The organism is Erythrobacter tepidarius (genome assembly GCF_002155695.1).
In the GTDB taxonomy this organism is placed as follows: domain Bacteria; phylum Pseudomonadota; class Alphaproteobacteria; order Sphingomonadales; family Sphingomonadaceae; genus Erythrobacter; species Erythrobacter tepidarius.
Genome location: NZ_MUYJ01000008.1, coordinates 51408 through 71948, shown reverse-complemented (window position 1 = coordinate 71948; position 20541 = coordinate 51408). Strand labels below are relative to the sequence as shown.

The 20541-nt window shown below is 66.5% G+C and carries 20 protein-coding genes; 17 read left to right on the top strand and 3 right to left on the bottom strand.

The window, feature by feature from the left end; all coding sequences use genetic code 11:
* The first annotated feature begins 292 nt into the window (after nt 1–292).
* Entirely contained in the window at nt 293–1138 is an 846-nt protein-coding gene (locus BZF61_RS09345; RefSeq protein WP_143736980.1) for a hypothetical protein, read from the top strand.
* Nucleotides 1139–1189: 51 nt separating this feature from the next.
* Nucleotides 1190–2509 (top strand): homoserine dehydrogenase, encoded by a 1320-nt coding sequence (locus BZF61_RS09340; RefSeq protein ID WP_245804566.1) that lies wholly within the window; start codon nt 1190–1192, stop codon nt 2507–2509.
* Here BZF61_RS09340 and BZF61_RS09335 read toward each other — a convergent pair.
* Nucleotides 2506–3150, bottom strand: a complete 645-nt coding sequence (locus BZF61_RS09335) for a hypothetical protein (RefSeq protein WP_086618750.1) — start codon at nt 3148–3150, stop codon at nt 2506–2508. The genes BZF61_RS09340 and BZF61_RS09335 overlap by 4 nt on opposite strands.
* Before the next feature lie 77 nt (nt 3151–3227).
* On the opposite strand from BZF61_RS09335, the gene glpX reads away from it, so the two are divergent.
* Nucleotides 3228–4244, top strand: coding sequence for a class II fructose-bisphosphatase (gene glpX, locus BZF61_RS09330; protein WP_086618748.1), 1017 nt, complete (start codon nt 3228–3230; stop codon nt 4242–4244).
* Nucleotides 4245–4482: 238 nt separating this feature from the next.
* On the opposite strand, the gene BZF61_RS09325 is transcribed toward glpX, so the two are convergent.
* Nucleotides 4483–5994, bottom strand: coding sequence for a porin (locus tag BZF61_RS09325; protein ID WP_086618747.1), 1512 nt, complete (start codon nt 5992–5994; stop codon nt 4483–4485).
* A gap of 215 nt (nt 5995–6209) precedes the next feature.
* Here BZF61_RS09325 and BZF61_RS09320 point away from each other — a divergent pair, with 215 nt between their 5' ends.
* Genes BZF61_RS09320 through hisN form a run of 3 tightly spaced genes read left to right on the top strand, consistent with a single transcriptional unit; the run spans nt 6210 to nt 8258 of the window.
* Nucleotides 6210–7145, top strand: coding sequence for a ribose-phosphate pyrophosphokinase (locus tag BZF61_RS09320; protein WP_086618746.1), 936 nt, complete (start codon nt 6210–6212; stop codon nt 7143–7145).
* Nucleotides 7145–7498, top strand: coding sequence for a ribose-phosphate pyrophosphokinase (locus tag BZF61_RS09315; RefSeq protein ID WP_086618744.1), 354 nt, complete (start codon nt 7145–7147; stop codon nt 7496–7498). The genes BZF61_RS09320 and BZF61_RS09315 overlap by 1 nt, the downstream gene beginning before the upstream one ends.
* A complete protein-coding gene (hisN, locus tag BZF61_RS09310) occupies nt 7488–8258 on the top strand; it encodes a histidinol-phosphatase (protein ID WP_086618743.1) in 771 nt (256 codons plus the stop codon). The genes BZF61_RS09315 and hisN overlap by 11 nt, the downstream gene beginning before the upstream one ends.
* 14 nt (nt 8259–8272) lie before the next feature.
* On the opposite strand, the gene BZF61_RS09305 is transcribed toward hisN, so the two are convergent.
* Nucleotides 8273–8923, bottom strand: a complete 651-nt coding sequence (locus BZF61_RS09305; RefSeq protein ID WP_086618741.1) for a class I SAM-dependent methyltransferase — start codon at nt 8921–8923, stop codon at nt 8273–8275.
* Nucleotides 8924–9137: 214 nt separating this feature from the next.
* Between BZF61_RS09305 and rpmI the strand changes: the two genes are divergently transcribed.
* From rpmI to BZF61_RS09250, 11 genes are all read left to right on the top strand, one after another.
* A complete protein-coding gene (rpmI, locus tag BZF61_RS09300; RefSeq protein ID WP_086618906.1) occupies nt 9138–9341 on the top strand; it encodes a 50S ribosomal protein L35 in 204 nt (67 codons plus the stop codon).
* A gap of 47 nt (nt 9342–9388) precedes the next feature.
* On the top strand, nt 9389–9748 hold the full coding sequence (gene rplT / locus BZF61_RS09295) for a 50S ribosomal protein L20 (RefSeq protein WP_086618739.1): 360 nt from the start codon (nt 9389–9391) through the stop codon (nt 9746–9748).
* A 163-nt stretch (nt 9749–9911) separates the two neighbouring features.
* Complete coding sequence (locus BZF61_RS09290) at nt 9912–10814, top strand: helix-turn-helix domain-containing protein (RefSeq protein WP_086618905.1); 903 nt, start codon at nt 9912–9914, stop codon at nt 10812–10814.
* Nucleotides 10815–10941: 127 nt separating this feature from the next.
* Nucleotides 10942–11829 carry a helix-turn-helix domain-containing protein gene (locus BZF61_RS09285; RefSeq protein ID WP_086618738.1) on the top strand — a complete coding sequence of 296 codons (888 nt, stop codon included), beginning with the start codon at nt 10942–10944 and terminating at the stop codon, nt 11827–11829.
* Nucleotides 11830–11921: 92 nt separating this feature from the next.
* On the top strand, nt 11922–13022 hold the full coding sequence (pheS, locus tag BZF61_RS09280; protein ID WP_086618736.1) for a phenylalanine--tRNA ligase subunit alpha: 1101 nt from the start codon (nt 11922–11924) through the stop codon (nt 13020–13022).
* Nucleotides 13019–15409, top strand: coding sequence for a phenylalanine--tRNA ligase subunit beta (gene pheT / locus BZF61_RS09275; RefSeq protein WP_086618735.1), 2391 nt, complete (start codon nt 13019–13021; stop codon nt 15407–15409). Before pheS ends, pheT begins: the two co-directional genes overlap by 4 nt.
* On the top strand, nt 15406–16161 hold the full coding sequence (locus tag BZF61_RS09270; RefSeq protein ID WP_086618733.1) for an SDR family NAD(P)-dependent oxidoreductase: 756 nt from the start codon (nt 15406–15408) through the stop codon (nt 16159–16161). The genes pheT and BZF61_RS09270 overlap by 4 nt, the downstream gene beginning before the upstream one ends.
* Nucleotides 16148–17671: a peptide chain release factor 3 gene (locus tag BZF61_RS09265; protein ID WP_086618732.1), complete on the top strand. Its 1524-nt coding sequence runs from the start codon at nt 16148–16150 to the stop codon at nt 17669–17671. Before BZF61_RS09270 ends, BZF61_RS09265 begins: the two co-directional genes overlap by 14 nt.
* A gap of 38 nt (nt 17672–17709) precedes the next feature.
* Nucleotides 17710–18579: an alpha/beta fold hydrolase gene (locus BZF61_RS09260; RefSeq protein WP_086618730.1), complete on the top strand. Its 870-nt coding sequence runs from the start codon at nt 17710–17712 to the stop codon at nt 18577–18579.
* Between the two features lie 192 nt (nt 18580–18771).
* Nucleotides 18772–19110 (top strand): P-II family nitrogen regulator, encoded by a 339-nt coding sequence (locus tag BZF61_RS09255; RefSeq protein ID WP_086618729.1) that lies wholly within the window; start codon nt 18772–18774, stop codon nt 19108–19110.
* A gap of 13 nt (nt 19111–19123) precedes the next feature.
* Nucleotides 19124–20497 carry an ammonium transporter gene (locus tag BZF61_RS09250; RefSeq protein ID WP_425429617.1) on the top strand — a complete coding sequence of 458 codons (1374 nt, stop codon included), beginning with the start codon at nt 19124–19126 and terminating at the stop codon, nt 20495–20497.
* Nucleotides 20498–20541 lie beyond the last annotated feature (44 nt).

The following is a 20541-nucleotide window of genomic DNA, read 5'->3' as shown; positions in this document are numbered from 1 at the left end:
TGCGCGAATGTCCAACCCCGACTGGCAAGCCCTGAACATGATTCGCAAAAACGCAAATCCGTGCAGAGCACAACCTTTCTGCCCGCACGCGTAATGTCCCCAAACCCGTCCGGCCAGCTTTCGCGGCTTTAACGGGCAACCCCTACCCAATCAAACGCTTTATCGGTTCAGCGCGGATTCACGGCGCGCAATGTCCTTTCAGGGCTGCTAGAAGCAAGGCAATGGCAGTCAGGTGCAGGGTGCGATGCGACCACAGGTTAATTGCAATTTAAAGCTGTTTTTCAAGCGCCTGATGATGGCGATCGGGGTGAGCGCGGGGCTTGTGGCGGGGCCGCTTCCGGCTCACGGACAAACGCCCGGTGCACCTGCTGCAAGCGCGCCTGGAGCGCCGACCTATGCCGATCTGGCCACCCTTGCCGATGCCTCGGACCTCGTGATCCGGGCCAAGATTCGCAAGCAGACCGCGCTCAAGCCCGAACGCGCGCCCGGCCTCGCGGCCGGATTCGCACGCCTCTACATCGAGGCCGATACGCTGGCGCTGATTGCCGGACGCCGTGCGGTAGGGGCAGGCCTGGCCTACCTCGTCGACGTGCCGCTCGATGCCAGGGGCAAGGTGCCCAAGCTCAAGAACCGCGAAATGCTGCTGTTCGCCGATGCGGTGGCAGGGCGGCCGGGCGAGGTGCAACTGGTGGCGCCGGGCGCGCAGCTGGCCTTCACCCCCGAACTTGAAGCGCGCCTGCGTCCGATCCTGACCGAGCTGTACGAATCAAGCGCCCCGCCACGGGTGATCGGGATCAGCGATGCGCTGGCCGTGCCGGGCACCTTGGCGGGCGAATCGGAGACGCAGATCTTCCTTGCCACCGAGGACGGCTCGCCGGTCTCGATCACGGTCCTGCGTCGTCCGGGCCAGCGGGTGCAGTGGGGCGTTTCGTGGGGCGAGATCATCGATTCGGCCGCGCGCCCGCCAAGCCCAGAGACGCTGCGCTGGTATCGCCTCGCCTGCGCGCTGCCGGCCCAGCTACCCTCCAGCGCCAACCTCGCGCGCGATCCGGCGGCGCGGCGGCTGGCGGCGGGCGACTATGCCTTCGTGATGGCGCAGCTCGGCCCCTGCGAGCGGCGGATCACGCAGGCCGCTTGACCGCGCGGCGGTGCGGGCTAAGCGCCGTCTGCATCATTCATGGAGGCCCGCTTGACCACCACCGCACCCGCTCCGCTGCGTATCGCCATCGCTGGGCTTGGCACGGTCGGCGCAGGCGTGATCCGGCTGCTGGCGACCAATGCCGCCCTGATCGCGGCGCGCGCGGGACGGCGAATCGAGGTGGTGGCCGTCTCGGCGCGCGATCGCGGCAAGGATCGCGGGGTCGATATCACTCCCTTCGCCTGGGAAGACGACATGACCGCGCTGGCCCGGCGGGATGATGTGGACGTGGTGGTCGAGCTGGTCGGCGGGGCGGATGGCCCGGCGCTCGCGCTCTCGCGCGCTGCCCTGGGCGCGGGCAAGGGCCTCGTCACCGCCAACAAGGCGATGATCGCGCATCACGGGCTGGAACTGGCGCAAATCGCCGAGGCGAACAATGCCGCGCTGAAGTTCGAGGCGGCGGTGGCGGGCGGCATCCCGGTGATCAAGGGGCTGCGCGAGGGCACCTCGGCCAACGCGCTCACCAAGGTCTATGGCATCCTCAACGGCACCTGCAATTACATCCTCTCGACGATGGAGCGCACCGGCGCGGATTTCGGCGCGGTTCTGGCCGAAGCCCAGCGGCTGGGCTTTGCCGAGGCCGATCCCGCGTTCGATATCGAGGGAATCGATGCCGCGCACAAGCTCGCGATCCTCGCCAGCATCGGCTTCGGCACCCGGATCGACTTTGCCGGTGTCAGGATCACCGGCATCACCCAGGTGCGCGCCGCCGACATCGCCCAGGCCGATGCGCTCGGCTTCGTGATCCGGCTGATCGGCGAGGCCGATGTCGAGGACACCGCCAATGGCCCCCGGCTGCTCCAGCGCGTGCGCCCGTGCCTCATCGCCAAGGGCCACCCGTTGAGCGCGGTCGACGGCGCGACCAATGCGGTGGTGGCCGAGGGCAATTTCTCTGGCCGCCTGCTGTTCCAGGGCGCGGGTGCGGGCGACGGCCCGACCGCAAGCGCGGTCGCCGCCGATCTGATCGACATTGCCCGCGACGAGGTGGGCGCGCCCTTTTCGATCCCGGTTGCCCAGCTTGCCGCGCTGCCGCCGGCTGAGCCGGGCGCGCGCCCAGCGCGCACCTATATCCGCTTCATGGTGAAAGACCGGCCCGGCGTGCTCGCCGAGATCACCGCCGCGATGCGCGACGGGGCGGTTTCGATCGAGAGCCTGATCCAGCAGGGTCGCGGCACGGCCGAAGGCGAGGTGATGGTGGCAATGGTGACCCACGAGGGGCCGGAAGCGGCGGTCACCGCAGCACTGGCGCTGCTCGAAGGTTCCGAAAGTCTGGTCGGCGCGCCGCTGGTGCTGCCGATCCTGCCGAACTAACCCTTCTTCTTCCTGTCGGGGCGCGCGGGTACGGTGGTCTTGATCCCCGCGGCCTCGCGCCGGGCCTTTTCCTCTTCCTCGGAAAGCTCGGCATCCTGATTGAGCGGGGGCAGGCCGCGCGCGATGCGGTCCGCGTCCGATCCGGCCGGCGCCTTGGGCAGGGCCTCGACATCGATGAACAGCGCTGGCGGTGGCACTCCGCCGAACCCGATGCCCTTGCCGTTGTCGGGGATACCGAACAGGTCGGGGGCCGCCGGAGCGCCCTTGAAGGCGGTTTCCTCGGCATAGCGCTTCTGACTCGTCGCACGATCGCCAGTGAGGGCGGAATTGTCCACGCTGACCTCGCGGCACACCACGATCTCGCCGCTGATCGTGCCCGCATCGGCGCGATCGACGCATTCCTTCGCCTGCGCCTGATTGACTTCGCCGCGCGGCACGGTGACCAGCACGTTGATGCGCGGGCGCGGCGGCTCGCCCGGGGTGGCAGCCGGATCGGGCGCCGAACGGTCGGCGGGCATCGCTGTTGCAGGCGTGTCATCCTGCGCGGCCAGCGGCAATCCGGCGAACAGCGCCAAGGCCGACAGGGAGAGATGAAAACCCGACAGGACGGGCATGGCATTGCTCGACAAACCCGTCTCCATCCGCTTATGCGCCGGGGCAATACATGGTCTGGTGGCGATCTTGGGAGGCACCAGAGCGACAAGGGGCTGAATTAGACATGAACTCGGCGAACGATACGCACGCTGATGCGGCCAGGCAAGCTTCTGCGGAGAATGCGATCCAGCGGGTGCTGGTGCTGGAGATGGTGCGCGTGACCGAAGCGGCGGCGATCGCCGCAGCCCGATTGATCGGGCGCGGCGACGAGAAGGCGGCCGATGCAGCCGCCGTGGCAGCGATGCGCAAGGCCTTCGACAATCTCTATATCGACGGCACGGTGGTGATCGGCGAGGGCGAGCGCGACGAGGCGCCGATGCTCTACATCGGCGAGAAGGTGGGCATGGGCAAGGGCCCGAAGATCGACATCGCGCTCGATCCGCTCGAAGGCACCACCATCACCGCCAAGGCCGGCCCCAACGCGCTCGCGGTGCTGGCGGCGGCGGAACAGGGCTGCCTACTCAATGCACCTGACACCTACATGGACAAGATCGCGGTCGGCCCGGGCTATCCCGAAGGCATCATCGACCTCGCCAAGTCGCCGACCGAGAACGTCAAGGCGGTGGCGGACGCCAAGGGCTGCGATCCTTCGCAGATCAATGTCTGCGTGCTCGATCGCCCGCGCCACGCCGAGCTGATTGCCGAGCTGCGCGCTCTGGGCTGCGGGGTGGTGCTGATCGGCGATGGTGACGTGGCCGGGGTGATCGCGGTGACCGACGAGGAGACCACGGTCGATCTCTACATGGGCCAGGGCGGTGCGCCCGAAGGCGTGCTGGCCGCTGCGGCGCTGCGCTGCGTCGGCGGGCAGTTCAACGGCCGGCTGGTGTTCCGCAACGAGGACGAGAAAGCCCGCGCCCGCAAGTGGGGCATCACCGATTTCGACCGCATCTACAAGCTCGAGGATCTGGCCAAGGGCGACTGCATCTTCGCGGCCACCGGCGTGACCAGCGGCTCGCTGCTTGACGGGGTCAAGCGCCGCCGCAAGCCGACGGGGGAGGTCTACATGACCACCGAAAGCGTGGTGATGCGGGCTTCGAGCGGCACGGTGCGCTGGATTCGCGGGGAACACCGAATCGCCTGAACCTTCGTGCCGGCGCCGGCGTTCATCATGCTGCTGGCGGCAGGCGGGTGGCTTGTTGCGGCAGGCCTGCTGATGGCGCTGTGACCGTAGCGCGCGCTGCACATCCTCGGCCACACGGCCTCATCGCACCGGGCCAACCTGGCCGGGGGATTGCGCCCCTGCCGCCGTGCGCCGCATCGCCCCCTTAGCGGTGCGCGCCGGGACTTGCCTCGTCCACGTCGTCTGGCAAGCCCCGCGATCAGTAGTTCCACTGCGCCTGCACGCGCAGGATCTGCCCTTCCGCCTGCCCGAAACGGCGCTCGTCAGGCTCCTTGCGCGCGGCCCAGCCGTAGGTCGCGGTGATCTCCAGCGATGGATCGAGCTGGAATTCGAGGCCCAGCTCCAGCTCCTCGGTCTCCAGCCGCGGCGCGTTGACCGCCGCCTTGAATCCGCCGCGGTAATATTGCCAGCGGGCGAAAGGATAGAACGGCCCGATCGGGGATTCGTCGATCCTGGCCATCGCCTGCACATAGCCGCCGCGCAGCGGGCGCTCCTCGATCCGGCCGGTGGCGGGATCGAATTCGGGGCCAGTGCCCCAGTTCCATTCGCCCTGAAGGCCGAAGGGGTTGGGATAGAGAATCGCATGGAGGTTCACGCGGTTGTCCTTGTACCCGATGGTGCTGACGCCGCCGCTGCGCACTTCCGGGCGGATGGTGTTGCGCATGATCGAGCCGCCGACTTCGAACACCTGCCCGTCGAGGCCCAGCCCGTCGAGCGCGAACGGCCAGGTCGCAAGGCCCACCAGCATCACGTCATTGTCGGTTTCGGTGCGGTTGAGGCCCTGACCGTTGAACACGCCGAAGCCAAAGGCCCCGTAATTGCCGAAAAGCTTCTGCCCGTCGGCAGCCAGGCGGTCCCAGATCTTCTGCACGCGCGGCGGCGTGTAATAGGCGACGATGCCGAGATCGCGCTCGCCCGGCGCAGCCGAGTTGATCGCGTCGGTGCGATCCAGCGCGAGACGGTTGGACGAGGACTGCATGTTCTCCCAGCCAAAAGGCACCTTGGACTGGCCGAGGCGGATGCGGAAGGCCTTGTCGCCGGTCGGGAAGACGTCGGCATACATGTCGCGCAGCGAAACCGTGCCTTCGCGCCGTTCGCCGACCGACTGGTTCGAGACCGCGGCGGCGAAATCGGGCTGGAAGTAGATCGAAACGTGCTTGCTCAGGTCGCCCTGCAGCACAAGGCGTATCCGGCGAAAGCTGAAATTGCTGGCGCCGCGCACGTCGCTGTCACCGATGGTGCGCAGGCGCGAAACGCCCGCGGGCGCGTCGGCATCGCCCGAGACGATCTGGTTGAAGCGCATCTGGGTATAGCCGCGCAGGCGCAGCTTTTCGTACCACGCCTTGCTCTTGGGGGCTGTGGCCACGGCAACCTGTGCGGCCTGCTGCGGAGCCTGCGTCGGCGCCATCGCCGGCAGCGTGGTGACCGCCGGAGCCGGCGATGCGCCGGGCGCGGCGGCTTGCGCCGTCATCGGGACCGGGGCGATAACGGGGGGCGCTGCCGGGGCGGGAGCCGCTTGCGCGGCCTGCAAGGCGCTCACCATCGCCTTCAGTTCATCGATCTGGCGCTGGAGATCGGCGATCGTCGCGCTTTGATCGGTGTCCTCCGCCGGGGCGGAAGCCGCGCTCTGGGCGATCGCGGGGGTGCTGGTGCCGGCCAGCAGGACGGCGGCGAGAAGGGCGATGGCCGAGCCACCGGAAACAGAGGACATGATAGACTGCCTGCCAGAAGTGCGGCCGGATGTGACCGTTTGCGGGCGCCTCTATGTTTGCCACGTGTCAGATTTGTGACATTTACGACAATGTTTCTCGCGTCCCGTCGCAGGCCCGCGAGCGCACGCCTGACGACAAGCGGGTCTCGCGCGTTGCAATTCCATGACGCGGCGCTAGGCGGGCCTTACCACCTGCCTTCGGGGATTCGCGCGTCATGAAGATCATGTCCGGCAATTCGAACCTGCCGCTTGCCAGGGCCATCGCGGCCTATCTCGAAATCCCGCTTACCGATGCCAGCGTCCGGCGCTTTGCCGATGAGGAAGTCTTCGTCGAGATCCATGAGAACGTGCGCGGCGAGGATGTGTTTGTCGTCCAGCCGACGAGCTTTCCGGCCAATGACAACCTGATGGAACTGCTGATCTGCATCGATGCGCTGCGCCGCGCCTCGGCCCGGCGGATCACCGCGGTGGTGCCCTATTTCGGCTATGCCCGGCAGGATCGCAAGCCCGGCCCGCGCACCCCGATCTCGGCCAAGCTGGTCGCCAACCTGATTACCGAGGCCGGAGCTGACCGCGTGCTCGCGGTCGATCTCCACGCCGGGCAGATTCAGGGCTTCTTCGATATCCCGACCGACAACCTCTATGCCGCGCCGGTGATGGCCGCGGATATCCAGGCGCGCTACGGCGAGCAGGACCTGATGGTGGTCTCCCCCGACGTCGGCGGCGTGGTGCGCGCCCGCGCGCTCGCCAAGCGGCTCGACAACGCCCCGCTGGCGATCGTCGACAAGCGCCGTGACCGTCCGGGCGAGAGCGAGGTGATGAACATCATTGGCGACGTCTCGGGCCGCCACTGCATTCTGATCGACGACATCATCGATTCGGGCGGCACGCTGTGCAACGCGGCCGAGGCGCTGCTGGCGAACGGGGCGAAGTCGGTTGCGGCCTACATCACCCACGGCGTGCTGTCGGGCGGCGCGGTGGCGCGGATCAACGGTTCGGCACTGAAAGAGCTGGTGATAACCGATTCGATCCGCCCGACCGAGGCGACCGAAGCCTCCGATCGCATCCGCGTCCTGACCATCGCCCCGCTGGTGGGCGAGGCGATCCGCCGGATCGCCGATGAGAGCTCGGTGTCGAGCCTGTTTGACTGATGTTCGATCCGTCGGAAGTGCGCGGCCTGCTGATTGCAGCGGCCCGCGCGCATTCGACCCTTACCTATGGCGGGCTGCTTGCGCTGCTGGGCCACACCTTTACCCGCCCCTTGATGCGCCAATTATGCAAGGTGCTCGACGCGATCGACGAGAACGCACGCGCGGCGGGCGAGCCGGGTCTGGCGGTGCTGGTGGTGCGTCAATCGGATGGTTTGCCGGGACAGGGCTGGTTCGTCAGTCGCAGCCGGATCCATCCCGACCTGCCGCTCGAATGGGAAGGGGCCGAGGCCAGGCGCTACACCGAGGCTCGACAGGCGGAAGCCTTTGCTTATTGGGAATCCCATGACCGATAAAGACCTCGCCCTTGCCATGGCGCTGGCCGACGCCGCTGGCGCTGCCATCCGGCCGCTGTTTCGCGGGGTATGGCGCCACGAGCGCAAGGCCGACCGCTCCTTCGTCACCGAAGCCGACCGCGCGGCCGAAGCGGCAATGCGCAAGCTGATCGAGGACACCTTCCCCGCCGACGGCATCATCGGCGAGGAATATGGCACCCGCAACGAGAGCGCGGGCCGGCAGTGGGTGCTCGATCCGATTGACGGCACCACCAGCTTCATTGCCGGCCGTCCGATCTTCGGCACGCTGATCGCACTGCTGCAGGACGGCTGGCCGGTGCTCGGCATCATCGACCAGCCGATTGCCGGAGAGCGCTGGGTCGGGCGGATCGGCCAGCCGACCCTGTTCAACGGCAAGCCCGCGACCGCACGGCCGCTCAAGGAGCTGTCCGATGCGGTGCTCGCCACCACCAGCCCGCACCTGTTCACCAGCGAGGAGGCCGACGCCTTTATGTCGGTCGCCAAGCAAGTGGCGGAAAAGAAGATCCTGTTCGGCGGGGACTGCTACAATTACGGCCTCGTTGCGAGCGGCCATATCGACCTGGTGATCGAGGCGGGGCTCAAGCTCTACGATTATGCCGCGCTGGTGCCGGTGGTAGAAGGCGCCGGGGGCATGATGAGCGACTGGCAGGGCCATCCGCTCGATGCCGGCAGCGACGGCACGGTGATCGCGCTTGGCGATCCGGCGCGGCTTGAGGACGTGCTTGCGGCGATGGGCTAGGAGGCAGCCGCCTATCAGGCCGCTTCGCGCGCCGCAGCCGGCGCTTCCTTCCAGCCCCATGCCAGCACGCAGAGCGGGATGTTGAACAGGGCAAGGCCGGTATCGATCCGCTCGAACTGCGCGGCGGTAAGGGCGCGCGCGGTCGGGCGGAACTGGTAGGTCATGAAGGCGCCGCCGTCGCGCAGCACCGCGTAGCTCGCCGCGACGATCTCCTGCGCCACATCTTCCGGCAAAGAGGAGAAGGGCAGGCCCGAGATGATGTAGTCGGCATGGGATTCGCCGATCTCGTGTACGATGCGTTCGACATCTCTGGCCGAGCCGAGCACCACTTCAAGGCGTGGATCGGTGATCGTTTCGCGGAGGAAGGCGACGAAGCGCGGGTTGGTGTCGATCGCCAGCAGCCTGCCGTCCGGCGGCAGGCAGTCGAGGATGCGGGTGGTGAAGGTGCCGACCCCGGGGCCGTATTCGACGAAAAGCTTGCACCGGGCCCAATCGACCTTGGCCAGCATCGCATCGATCGTGGCCTGCGAGGAGGGGACGACCGAGGCAACCATCGCAGGGTTTTCGAGAAACCCGCGGAAGAAGACTGCGGCCGCACGAAGGAAGCGCAGGAACTCTCCGCGCGGCGGGCGATCGAGCGTGGGGCTGGGATTTTCAAAGGTCATGCCATGCGCCCCATAGGCGATTCGGGCCGAGGAGCAATGCGGGCGTTGCACTTTTCGCCGGATGCAAGGGGATAGGGCGGGATTGTCCGAACCTCTTGCCTTTCGTGCGTCTCCCGCCTAAGCGCGCGCACTTCACTGACACGAATCAATCAGCCAGCCTGGCGACAAGGGCTGCCAGGGCCGGTTCAGACGTGTCCCCGAACAGGAGATGAAAATGCCCAAGCTGAAGACCAAGAGCGGTGTGAAGAAGCGCTTCAAGATCACCGCCACCGGCAAGATCAAGCACGGCGTCGCTGGCAAGCGGCACCGCCTGATCAGCCATAACGCCAAGTATATCCGCACCAACCGCGGCACTTCGGTTCTCTCGGAAAACGATACGCCGACGATCAAGAAGTGGGCGCCCTACGGGCTGGATTGATGCAGGCGGCCTTGCGCCCTGCATCCTCAAGATAAGGATATACTGACATGCCTCGCATCAAACGCGGTGTTACCACCCGCGCCAAGCACAAGCGGATCCTCGATCAGGCCAAGGGCTATCGCGGTCGCCGCAAGAACACCATCCGCATCGCCCGTCAGGCGGTCGAGAAGGCCGGGCAGTACGCCTATCGCGACCGCAAGGTGAAAAAGCGGAACTTCCGCGCCCTGTGGATCCAGCGCATCAACGCGGCTGTCCGCATGGAAGGCCTGACCTATTCGCAGTTCATGCACGGCATCAAGCTGGCCGGCATCGAGCTCGATCGCAAGGCGATGGCCGATCTCGCCATGAACGAGGGCGGGGTGTTCAAGGCCGTGATCGCCCAGGCCAAGGCCGCGCTTGCGGCCTGAAGGATTGCGGGTTTACTTTCCTGAAGTTCGGAGGGCGGGTGCCTGGGGGTCCCCGCCCTTTGCATTGGCGCTCTTGTAAGATTTCGCCGACATCCTTGTATAACTGCGTCAAATGCGGCTATCTGCGAGCATGGGGAACAATGCTTTGCAGAGCGTGCAGGCCATGGCATCGGCGCCCGTGCCATACCGCCTGGCGGCCGAGTTCCGCGAACCCCCGGCGGCTTTCGAAGGCTGCTTCACGACATTCTATCACCTCACGCTCGAGATGCCCGCCGGTGACGCGCGGCTGACCGACTATCTCCAGCCGGAATGGGGCAATCTCCGGTTCTTCTGCGGCAGCACGCCCGATGCGTCGATCGGCAGCAGCCGGGTTTCGGGCGCGTCCTTCGTCGCCACCGGGCCAAGCTCGCTGCCGTGCCGCTTCAGCTTGGGGGCGGTGCGGATGTGGGGAATCGGCTTCCTGCCGCTGGGCTGGGCGCGGTTCTTCGATGCCGATGCCAGCACTTGTGCGAACATGATTTGTGACGGCGCAAGTCACCCGGCCTTCAGCCGCTTCGCCGGTCTGGCCGATACCTTGTGTGATCCCGAGGCCACGCGCGACGAGCAATATGCCGCGATCGTCGCCGCGATGACCAAGGCCATGCGCCCAACGCGCGACGATGCCCGCATCATCCGGGTGAATGCCGCGCTGGTGCGCGGGGATCACGCCTCGGTGCACGAACTGGCCGACGCCTGCGCGATGAGCATCCGCACGCTCGAGCGGGTGTGCATGCGCTATTTCGGCTTCTCGCCCAAGTTGCTGATGCGGCGCCAGCGATTCATGCGCAGCCTCACCACCTTCATGCTCCAGCGCGGCCGTCGCTGGACCGAGGCGATGGACGATCACTACCACGATCAGGCCCAATTCACTCGCGAGTTCCGCGAGTTCATGACCATGAACCCGAGCGAATATGCCGCGCTCGATCACCCGATCCTGACCTCGTTCATGGAGGCCCGTGCGCGGGTGTGGGGAAGCGCTGCGCAGACGCTCGATCCGCCGGCCGGTCTTTCGTCCGGGGGTGCCTGACGCCCTCCGCCCCCCCGGGGCGCTTGTCCTGTCGGGGAACCTCCGCGGATGACCGGCGGGGGGATTGCAATCGCGGCAATGCCGGGCGCATGGTGCAGCGCGAGTCACGACGGGACAGAGCCAGAACATGCGCGCCGTTTTCGGCAAATCGGTCAATCTGCGCTTCGCATTGCCGAGCGAACCGCTGCGTCCTTTCGTCACCACCTATTACTACATCGAGGCGGCGTGCTCCCCGCACGAGCCGTGGCTGGAGGACTATCTCCATCCCGAATGGGCCAATCTGCGCTTCCTGTCGCGCACCGAGGCCCATTCGGTGATCGGCACTGGCGAACCGCTGCCCTGCCCTGCCTTCGCGGTCACCGGGCCGACCAGCCGCGCCGCGCGGTTCCGCCTGCGATCGGGGCGGATCTGGGGGATCGGGTTGATGCCATCGGGCTGGGCGGCGTTGTTTCCCGCCAAGGCGGGCGACTATGCCGATCGGATCGTTGACGGCATGGCCGACCCCGCCTTCGCCCGGCTTGTCCCTCTGGCGCTGGCGCTGGCACGAAGCGATGGCGATTATGCCGCCGAACTCGCGCTGATCGGTCAGCACATGGATGCGCTGTTCGCCGCCGCCCAGCCGGTCGATCCGGCGATCGAGGCGCTGACCGCGGCGCTAATCGATCCCGATTTGATATCGGTGGTCGATCTGGCGGAGCGGCTCGGGATGAATGTGCGCTCGCTCGAACGCCTGTCGCACCGCGCCTTCGGCTTTCCGCCCAAGCTGCTGCTGCGCCGCCAGCGCTTCCTGCGCAGCCTCGCGCGCTTCATGCTCGACCCCTCGCTCAAATGGATCGGCACGCTCGATGCGCATTATCACGACCAGTCGCATTTCGTGCGCGACTTCCGCCGCTTCATGGGGATGAGTCCTTCGGCCTATGCCGATCTTGACAAGCCGCTTCTGGTCGCGGCCGCGCGGGCCCGCATGGCGGTGGCCGGGCAAGCAGTGCAGGGGCTGCATCGCCCGGCAAGCTGATCGGCCGCCGGCGCCACTGGCGCTTTGCAAATCCCGCGATTTGCCGCTAGCGGGCGGCGGCGAGATCCCTGCGGGCAGAACATCCAGACGCCATGACCGATATCACTTCCCAGACCGATGCCGCGCTCGCCGCGATTGCTGCGGCAGCCAGCCTCGAGGCGCTCGAAGCGCAGCGGCTCGAAACGCTCGGCAAGAAGGGCTGGGTCAGCCTTGCGCTCAAGACCCTGGGCGGCATGAGCCCGCAGGAGCGCGCCGCCGCGGCGCCGGCGATCCAGTCGGCGCGCGCCAGCATCGCCGCCGCGCTCGATGCCAAGAAGGCCGCGCTCGAAGCCGCCGCGCTGGAGGAACAGCTGGCGCGCGAGACGATCGATCTCACCCTGCCTGCGCCAGCTGTGCCCAAGGGCTCGGTGCATCCTGTCAGCCAGGTGATGGACGAGCTTGCCGAAATCTTCGCCGACCTGGGCTTCGCGGTCGCCACCGGGCCCGAGATCGAGGACGACTGGCACAATTTCACCGCGCTCAACATGGACGAGACCCACCCGGCGCGGGCGATGCACGACACCTTCTACTTTCCGGACAAGACGGCGGACGGGAAGGACGTTCTTTTGCGCACCCACACTTCGCCGGTGCAGATCCGCGCGATGCTCGAACAGGGCGCGCCGATCCGCATCATCGCTCCGGGCCGCGTTTATCGCAGCGACAGTGACGCCACCCACACGCCGATGTTCCATCAAGTGGAAGGGTTGGTGGTCGACAAGGACATCCACCTAGGCCACCTCAAGTGGACGCTGGAGACCTTCTTCAAGGCTTTCTTCGAGCGCGAGGACATCGTCCTGCGCCTGCGCCCCTCCTACTTCCCCTTCACCGAACCCAGCGTCGAGGTCGATGTCGGCTACGCCACCGAGGGCGGCCGCCGTGTGGTTGGCGGGCATGGCGATGCGCCGGGCCATGCGTGGATGGAGCTCGGCGGCAGCGGGATGGTCAATGCCCGCGTGCTCGAGTTTGCCGGGCTTGACCCCAAGCAATGGCAGGGCTTCGCCTTCGGCCTCGGGATCGACCGCATCGCCATGCTCAAATACGGGATGAACGACCTGCGCGCCTTCTTCGACGGCGATCCGCGCTGGCTGATGCATTACGGCTTTTCGCCTTTCGACCAGCCCACCCTTTCCGCTGGCGTGGGAGCGCGCGCATGAAGTTCTCGCTGACCTGGCTCAAGGATTACCTTGAAACCGACGCCACCCTTGCGGAGATTTGCGATGCATTGAACGCCATCGGCCTCGAGGTCGAGGGCGTGGAAGACCCGGCGGAAAGGCTCGCGGGTTTCCGCGTCGCCCACGTGCTGACCGCCGCGCGGCACCCCGATGCCGACAAGCTTCAGGTGCTTACCGTCGACGCCGGAGACGGCGCGCCGCTGCAAGTCGTGTGCGGCGCGCCCAATGCCCGCGCGGGCATGAAGGGCGTTCTGGGGCTTCCGGGGGCGACCGTGCCTGCCAGCGGCATGGTGCTCAAGAAAAGCGCGATCCGGGGAATCGAATCGAACGGGATGATGTGCTCAAGCCGCGAGCTGGAGCTGGGCGATGATCACGACGGGATCATCGAGCTGCCCGAGGATGCCCCGGTCGGCACCGATTTCGCGGTCTATCATGGCTCCGATCCGGTCATCGAGGTCGCCGTCACCCCCAACCGCCCCGATTGCATGGGCGTTTACGGCATTGCCCGCGATCTCGCGGCCAAGGGGCTGGGGACGCTGAAGCCGATTTCCATGCCCGCCTTTGCGGCGAGCGGCGCGTGCCCGGTCGAAATCCGCACCGACGATCCGGAAGGCTGCCCGGCCTTCTATGGCCGCGTGGTGAAGGGCGTGAAGAATGGCCGCTCGCCCGACTGGTTGCAGGCGCGGCTCAAGAGCGCAGGCCAGCGTCCGATCTCGCTGCTGGTCGATCTGACCAATTACCTCATGCTCGGTTTCGGCCGTCCGGCGCACGTCTATGATCTCGCCAAGCTCTCGGGCGCAGTGGTTGCCCGCCGAGCGCAGGAGGGCGAGGAGGTGATGGCGCTCAACGGGAAGACCTATACGCTCGATGCCGAGATGGTGGTGATCGCCGACGAGCGCCAAGTGCACGACATTGCCGGGATCATGGGCGGCGAAGATTCGGGGGTGTCAGAGACGACCACCGACGTGCTGCTTGAAATCGCCTATTTCGATCCCGCCCGCATCGGCGCCACCGGGCGCAAGCTGGGCCTGTCGTCCGATGCCCGCACGCGGTTCGAGCGCGGGGTCGATCCGGCGTTTCTCGATCAGGGGCTTGATCTGCTCACCGGGTTGATCGTGGAGCTGGCGGGGGGCAAGCCCAGCGAAGTCATCCGTGCCGGTTCGCCGCCGTCCCAGCCCAAGGTCCTCGCCTTCGATCCCGGCCTGACGCTCCGCCTCGGCGGGGTGGCGGTGCCCGATGCCGAACAGCAGCGCATCCTCGAAAGCCTCGGCTTCAGCGTGGCAAGCGATTGGCGGGTGACCTGCCCGCTGCGCCGCCACGATATCGAAGGCCCGGCTGACCTCGTCGAGGAAGTCGTTCGCATCCACGGGCTCGACAAGGTCGCGAGCGTCACCTTGCCGCGAGCGGAAGGCGTCGCCCGCCCCACCGCCACGCCGCTGCAGAAGCTCGAGCGGGGCCTGCGCCGTGCCGCCGCCGCAAGCGGCCTCAACGAGGCGGTGACGTGGAGCTTCCTGCCCGTCTGGGCGGCGGAGCACTTCGCGGCGGACGACCAACCCCTGTGGGTGCTCGCCAATCCGATCAGCGAGGACATGAAGGCGATGCGCCCCTCGCTTCTGCCCGGCCTGCTGATGGCGGCCAAGCGCAACGCGGATCGCGGCGCGGCCTCATCGCGCCTGTTCGAGATCGGGCGGCGGTATTTCCGCCGCAGCGATGGCCTCAGCGATGAAAGGCCCACCCTCGGTATCGTGCTGGCCGGCGAGAAGACCCCGCGCGGCTGGCAGAGCGGCAAGGCCAGGGCCTTCGATGCCTATGACGCCAAGGCGCTGGCGCTCCAGCTGCTCGAAGCGGCCGGTGCCCCCATCGCCAATCTGATGGTGATGGGCGAGGCCGGGGCGCAGTTCCACCCCGGCCAGTCGGCCACCCTCAGGCTCGGGCCCAAGATGGTGCTGGCGCGCTTCGGGATGGTGCATCCGGCGACGCTCAAGGCCTTCGACATGGACGGGCCGGTGGCCGCGATCGAGCTGTTCCTCGATGCGATCCCGCCCAAGAAGAACGCCGTCTTCGCGCGTCCCGGCTTCACCCCGCCCGCGCTGCAAGCCGTCACCCGCGATTTCGCCTTCCTTGTCCCCGCTGCACTCGCGGCGGGCGATCTGGTGCGTGCGGTGCAGGGTGCGGACAAGGCCTTCATCACCGGCGTGCGCGTTTTCGACGTCTTTGCCGGGCAGGGCGTGCCCGAGGGCAAGAAGTCGATCGCGCTCGAAGTCACCCTCCAGCCGGGTGAGGCGAGCTTCAAGGATGCCGACCTCAAGGCCATCGCCGAAAAGGTCGTCGCCGCGGCGGCCAAGCTGGGCGGGGAGCTGCGCGGATGAGCAAGATCGCTTTCGTCACCGGCGCGACAGCCGGGATCGGCCGCGCCACCGTGCGCCGCCTGGTGAAGGACGGCTGGCGCTGTATCGCCACCGGGCGGCGGCAGGAGCGGCTGGACGCGCTGGTCGCGGAGCTGGGGGCGGACAAGGTGCTGCCGCTGTGCTTCGACGTGCGCGATACGCCTGCGATGGATGCCGCGCTCGCCAGCCTGCCGGCGGCGTTTCGCGACATTGATCTGCTGGTGAACAATGCCGGCCTCGCGCGGGGGCTGTCGGCGGCGCAGAACGCCAGCCTCGACGACTGGCAGACCATGATCGACACCAACATCACCGCGATGGTGGTGCTGACCCGCAAGCTCCTGCCGACGCTGATCGAACGCAAGGGCGCGATCATCGCGATCGGTTCGGTCGCGGGAAACTACATCTATCCGGGCGGCAACGTCTATGCCGGCTCGAAGGCCTTCGTGAACCACTTCACCCTCGCGCTGCGCGCCGATCTCCACGGCACGGGGGTGCGCGTCACCAGCATCGAGCCGGGGATGGTCGAGACCGAATTCACCCTCGTGCGCACCGGCAGTCAGGAGGCCTCCGACAACCTGTATCGCGGCGTCAACCCGATGACCGGCGAGGATATCGCCGACACCATCGGCTGGATCGCCGCCCTGCCGCCGCATCTCAACATCAACCGGATCGAGCTGATGCCGGTCAACCAGGACTTCGCGGGCTTCCGCGTCGCGCGCAATGACGAGCAATAGGCGCACCTTCGCGATCATCTCGCACCCCGACGCGGGGAAGACCACGCTTACCGAAAAGCTGCTGCTGCAGGGCGGGGCGATCCACCTTGCGGGCGAGGTCAAGGCGCGCGGGGCGGCGCGGCGGGCGCGCTCGGACTGGATGAAGATCGAGCAGCAGCGCGGGATCTCGGTCACTTCCTCGGTGATGACTTTCGAGAAGGACGGCATCGTCTTCAACCTGCTCGACACCCCCGGCCACGAGGACTTCTCCGAAGACACCTACCGCACGCTCACCGCGGTGGATTCGGCGGTGATGGTGATCGACGTCGCCAAGGGGATCGAGAGCCAGACGAGGAAGCTCTTCGAGGTCTGCCGGTTGCGGAGCGTGCCGATCATCACCTTCGTCAACAAGGTCGACCGCGAAGGCCGTTCGCTGTTCGAGATCCTCGACGAGGTCGCCGATGCGCTCGCGCTCGACGTCAGCCCGCAGAGCGCGCCGCTGGGGATGGGCGGGCTGTTCACCGGCGTGCTCGACTTCGCCAGCAACACCGTCGCCCGGCCCGAGGGGGGCAGCCGCGAATACCTTGGCAAGCGCGAGCCGCTGGGGGAGCTGCCCGCAGGCCTCGCCGAAGAAATCGAACTGGTGCGCGAGGGCTATCCCGGCTTCGATCTCGATGCCTATCGCAAGGGCGATCTGACCCCGGTGTTCTTCGGATCGGCGCTCAAGAATTTCGGGGTTGAGGAACTGATCGACGCGATTGCGAAGTGGGCGCCGCCGCCCCGGCCCCAGCCTGCGGGCGAAGTCGAGATCAGCCCCGACCGCGACGAGGTGACCGGCTTCATCTTCAAGGTGCAGGCCAACATGGATCCCAACCACCGCGACCGGATCGCCTTCATGCGGCAGGTTTCGGGCACCTTCAAGCGGGGCATGAAACTGACGCCCTCGGGCCTCGGCAAGCCGATAGCGATCCACTCGCCGATCCTGTTCTTCGCGCAGGATCGTGAACTGGTCGACACCGCCGAAGCGGGCGACATCATCGGCATCCCCAACCACGGCACGCTCAGGGTGGGCGATACGCTGTCCGAGCGCAATCAGGTGCGTTTCACGGGCCTGCCCAATTTCGCGCCCGAAATCCTGCGGCGGGTGCAGCTGAAGGACCCGACCAAGACCAAGCAATTGCGCAAAGCGCTCGACGATCTCAGCGAAGAGGGCGTCATTCAGGTCTTCTATCCCGAGATCGGTTCGGCCCATGTCGTCGGCGTGGTCGGCCAGCTTCAGCTCGAAGTGCTGATTTCCCGGCTCGAGGTGGAATACAAGGTCGAAGCCGTGCTCGAACCCTCGCCCTTTGCCACCGCGCGCTGGATCAGGGGGGACGCCAAGGCCTTGGATGACTTCGCCAGCTTCAACCGCGCCAACCTCGCCAGGGACCGCGACGGCGACCTCGTGTTCATGGCCAAGAGCCCGTGGGACGTGAGCTATCAGATCGAGAAGAACCCGCAGCTTGCCTTCTCGTCCACCAAGGAACGCTAGTCTTGCGACAGGGCGAGGTTCGCGGCATGGCGAAACCCATGCACAGCACTGGTCCGACTTCGCAAACCTTCATTTCGCAGCGCCTGCGCCTGCATTATCTTGATTGGGGCGGCCGGGGCAAGCCGCCGCTGGTGCTGGTGCATGGCGGGCGCGATCATGCGCGCAGCTGGGACTGGACCGCCGAGGCGCTGCGCGAGGATTATCACGTCATCGCGATGGACCACCGCGGGCATGGGGATTCGGACTGGGTTTCGGACGGGGTCTATTGCGCCGCCGACATGGTTTATGATCTCGCCCAGCTGATCCACCAATTGGGCGTCGGTCCGGTGCGGATCGTGGCGCATTCGATGGGCGGCAATGTCGCGCTGCGCTATGCTGGGGCCTTCCCCGACATGGTGACCAAGCTGGTGGCGATCGAGGGCCTTGGCCCCTCGCCCGAATACCGCGCACAGCAACGCGCCGTGCCTTATCCCGAGCGCCTTGCCGAATGGATCGCAAAGAAGCGCCAGGCCGCCGGGCGCACACCGCGCAAATACGAAAGCATCGAGGCGGCTTTTGCCCGCATGATCGAGGAGAACGCCTACCTCACCGAGGAACAGGCGCGGCATCTGACGGTCCACGGGGTCAACCGCAACGAGGATGGCACCTATAGCTGGAAGTTCGATCCGCACCTCAACGTCTGGCCGGTCGAAGACATCGGCGATGAATTCATCGAGCAGCTGTGGGGCGCGATCCGGTGTCCGACCTTGCTGCTTTACGGCGCGGATTCATGGGCCTCGAACCCGGAGAAGGACGGGCGCATCGCCCACTTCAGGACCGCGCGCGTGATCGAGTTCGAGAAGGCGGGCCACTGGCTCCACCACGACCAGTTCGATCGCTTCATCGCCACCTTGCGCAATTTCCTCTGACCCCCGGCTTTCGGCGGCCGCTCACCGCCAATGCTGCCTAATTTATAACCAGATGATTAATCTCTAGGCAGGGATTTTTTCGCGGTTGCGAAGCAATTCGCGGATTCTCGTGTTGCGCAGGCGTTGCGCCAATGTGGCACGCTTGTTGCAGTGCGATGGTGCCGGGCATTTCCGGTGCAAAAGGGGGCTTCGATGAAGTTCATCATCGCCATCATCAAACCGTTCAAACTCGATGAGGTTCGTCAGGCGCTCAGCAATATGGGCATTGCCGGCATGACCGTCACCGAGGTCAAGGGGTTTGGCCGCCAGAAGGGCCAAACCGAAATCTACCGCGGGGCCGAATATTCCACCAACATGCTCCCCAAGGTGAAGCTCGAGATCGCCGCGAGTGACGAGATCGCCGCGCAGATCGTCGAAACCATCCAGCAGACCGCCAACACGGGCGCCATCGGCGACGGCAAGATCTTCGTGCTCGATCTGGTCGGCGTCACCCGCATCCGCACCGGCGAGTCCGGCGAAACCGCGCTGTAAGGGGGCACATTCAATGAAACGTATCTTGCGTAATGCTGCGGCGCTGATGACGGGGGCGGTCCTGCTGGCCGCGCCCGCGCTCGCCGCTCCGGTCGCTGCGGCGGCCGAGGCCGCCGCCGAGGCGACCGCCGTGGCCAGTGAAGTGGCCGAAGCCGCGCCAGTGCTGCCCAATCCGGGCAACAATGGTTTCATGATGACCGCGACGGTGCTGGTCTTGCTGATGATCCTGCCCGGTCTGGCTTTGTTCTACGGTGGTCTTACCCGTTCCAAGAACATGCTTTCGACGATGACCCAGATCGGGGCCGTGGCCTCGCTCGCAATGCTCGTGTGGGTGATGTGGGGCTATGGCCTCGCATTCGGGCCGGAAGGCAACCAGTTCATCAGCTGGGGCAAGTTCTTCCTTCAAGGTGTCACCGCGGATTCCACCGCGGCGACCTTCACCGACGAGGTGATCAGCGAATATATCTTCATTAGCTTCCAGATGACCTTCGCCGCGATCACCGTCGCGCTGGTGCTGGGCGCTGTGGTCGAGCGCATGAAGTTCTCCGCCACCATGGTGTTCGCCCTGGTGTGGCTCACGATCGTCTATTTCCCGATTGCCCACATGGTGTGGGAAGCGCGCGGCGTGTTCTTCGTGATGGGCGCGCTGGACTTTGCCGGCGGCACCGTGGTGCACATCAACGCCGGTGTCTCGGCGCTGGTCGCCGCTTACATCCTCGGCAAGCGCCGTGGCTACCCGACCGAGCCGATGATGCCGCACAGCCTGACGCTGACCATGGTCGGCACCGGTCTGCTGTGGGTGGGCTGGTTCGGCTTCAACGCCGGTTCGGCGCTTGAAGCCAACGGCTCGGCCGCGCTCGCCATGATCAATACCTTCGTCGCCACGGCGGCCGGCGGGCTGTTCTGGATGCTGACCGAGCGGGTGATGGGCCACAAGGGTTCCGCTCTGGGCTTCTGCTCTGGTGTGATCGCCGGTCTGGTCGCCGTCACCCCGGCGGCGGGCAACTCCGGCCCGTTCGGCGCCATCCTGCTCGGCGCGATTGCTTCGGTGGTGTGCTACGTCTTCGTGGCCAAGGTGAAGCCGGCGCTCGGCTATGACGATGCGCTCGATGCATTCGGCATTCACGGCGTGGGCGGCATCGTCGGCGCGATCGGCACCGGTATCGTCTATTCGCCGGCGCTCGGCGGACCGGGCGGCGATGACTTCGCAATCGGTGCGCAGCTGGTGACTCAGGTCAGCGCAGTCGCCGCCACCATCGTGATCTCCGCCGTCGGTACCGCGATCGCCATGTCCATCGCCAAGGCTCTCACTGGCCTGCGCGTTGACGAGGAAAGCGAAGTCAACGGCCTCGATATTTCCGAACACGGGGAGCGTGCCTACAACTAAGCGCCCCTCAGCAGCTTGGCGGGGGGAGGATACTCTCTCTCCCT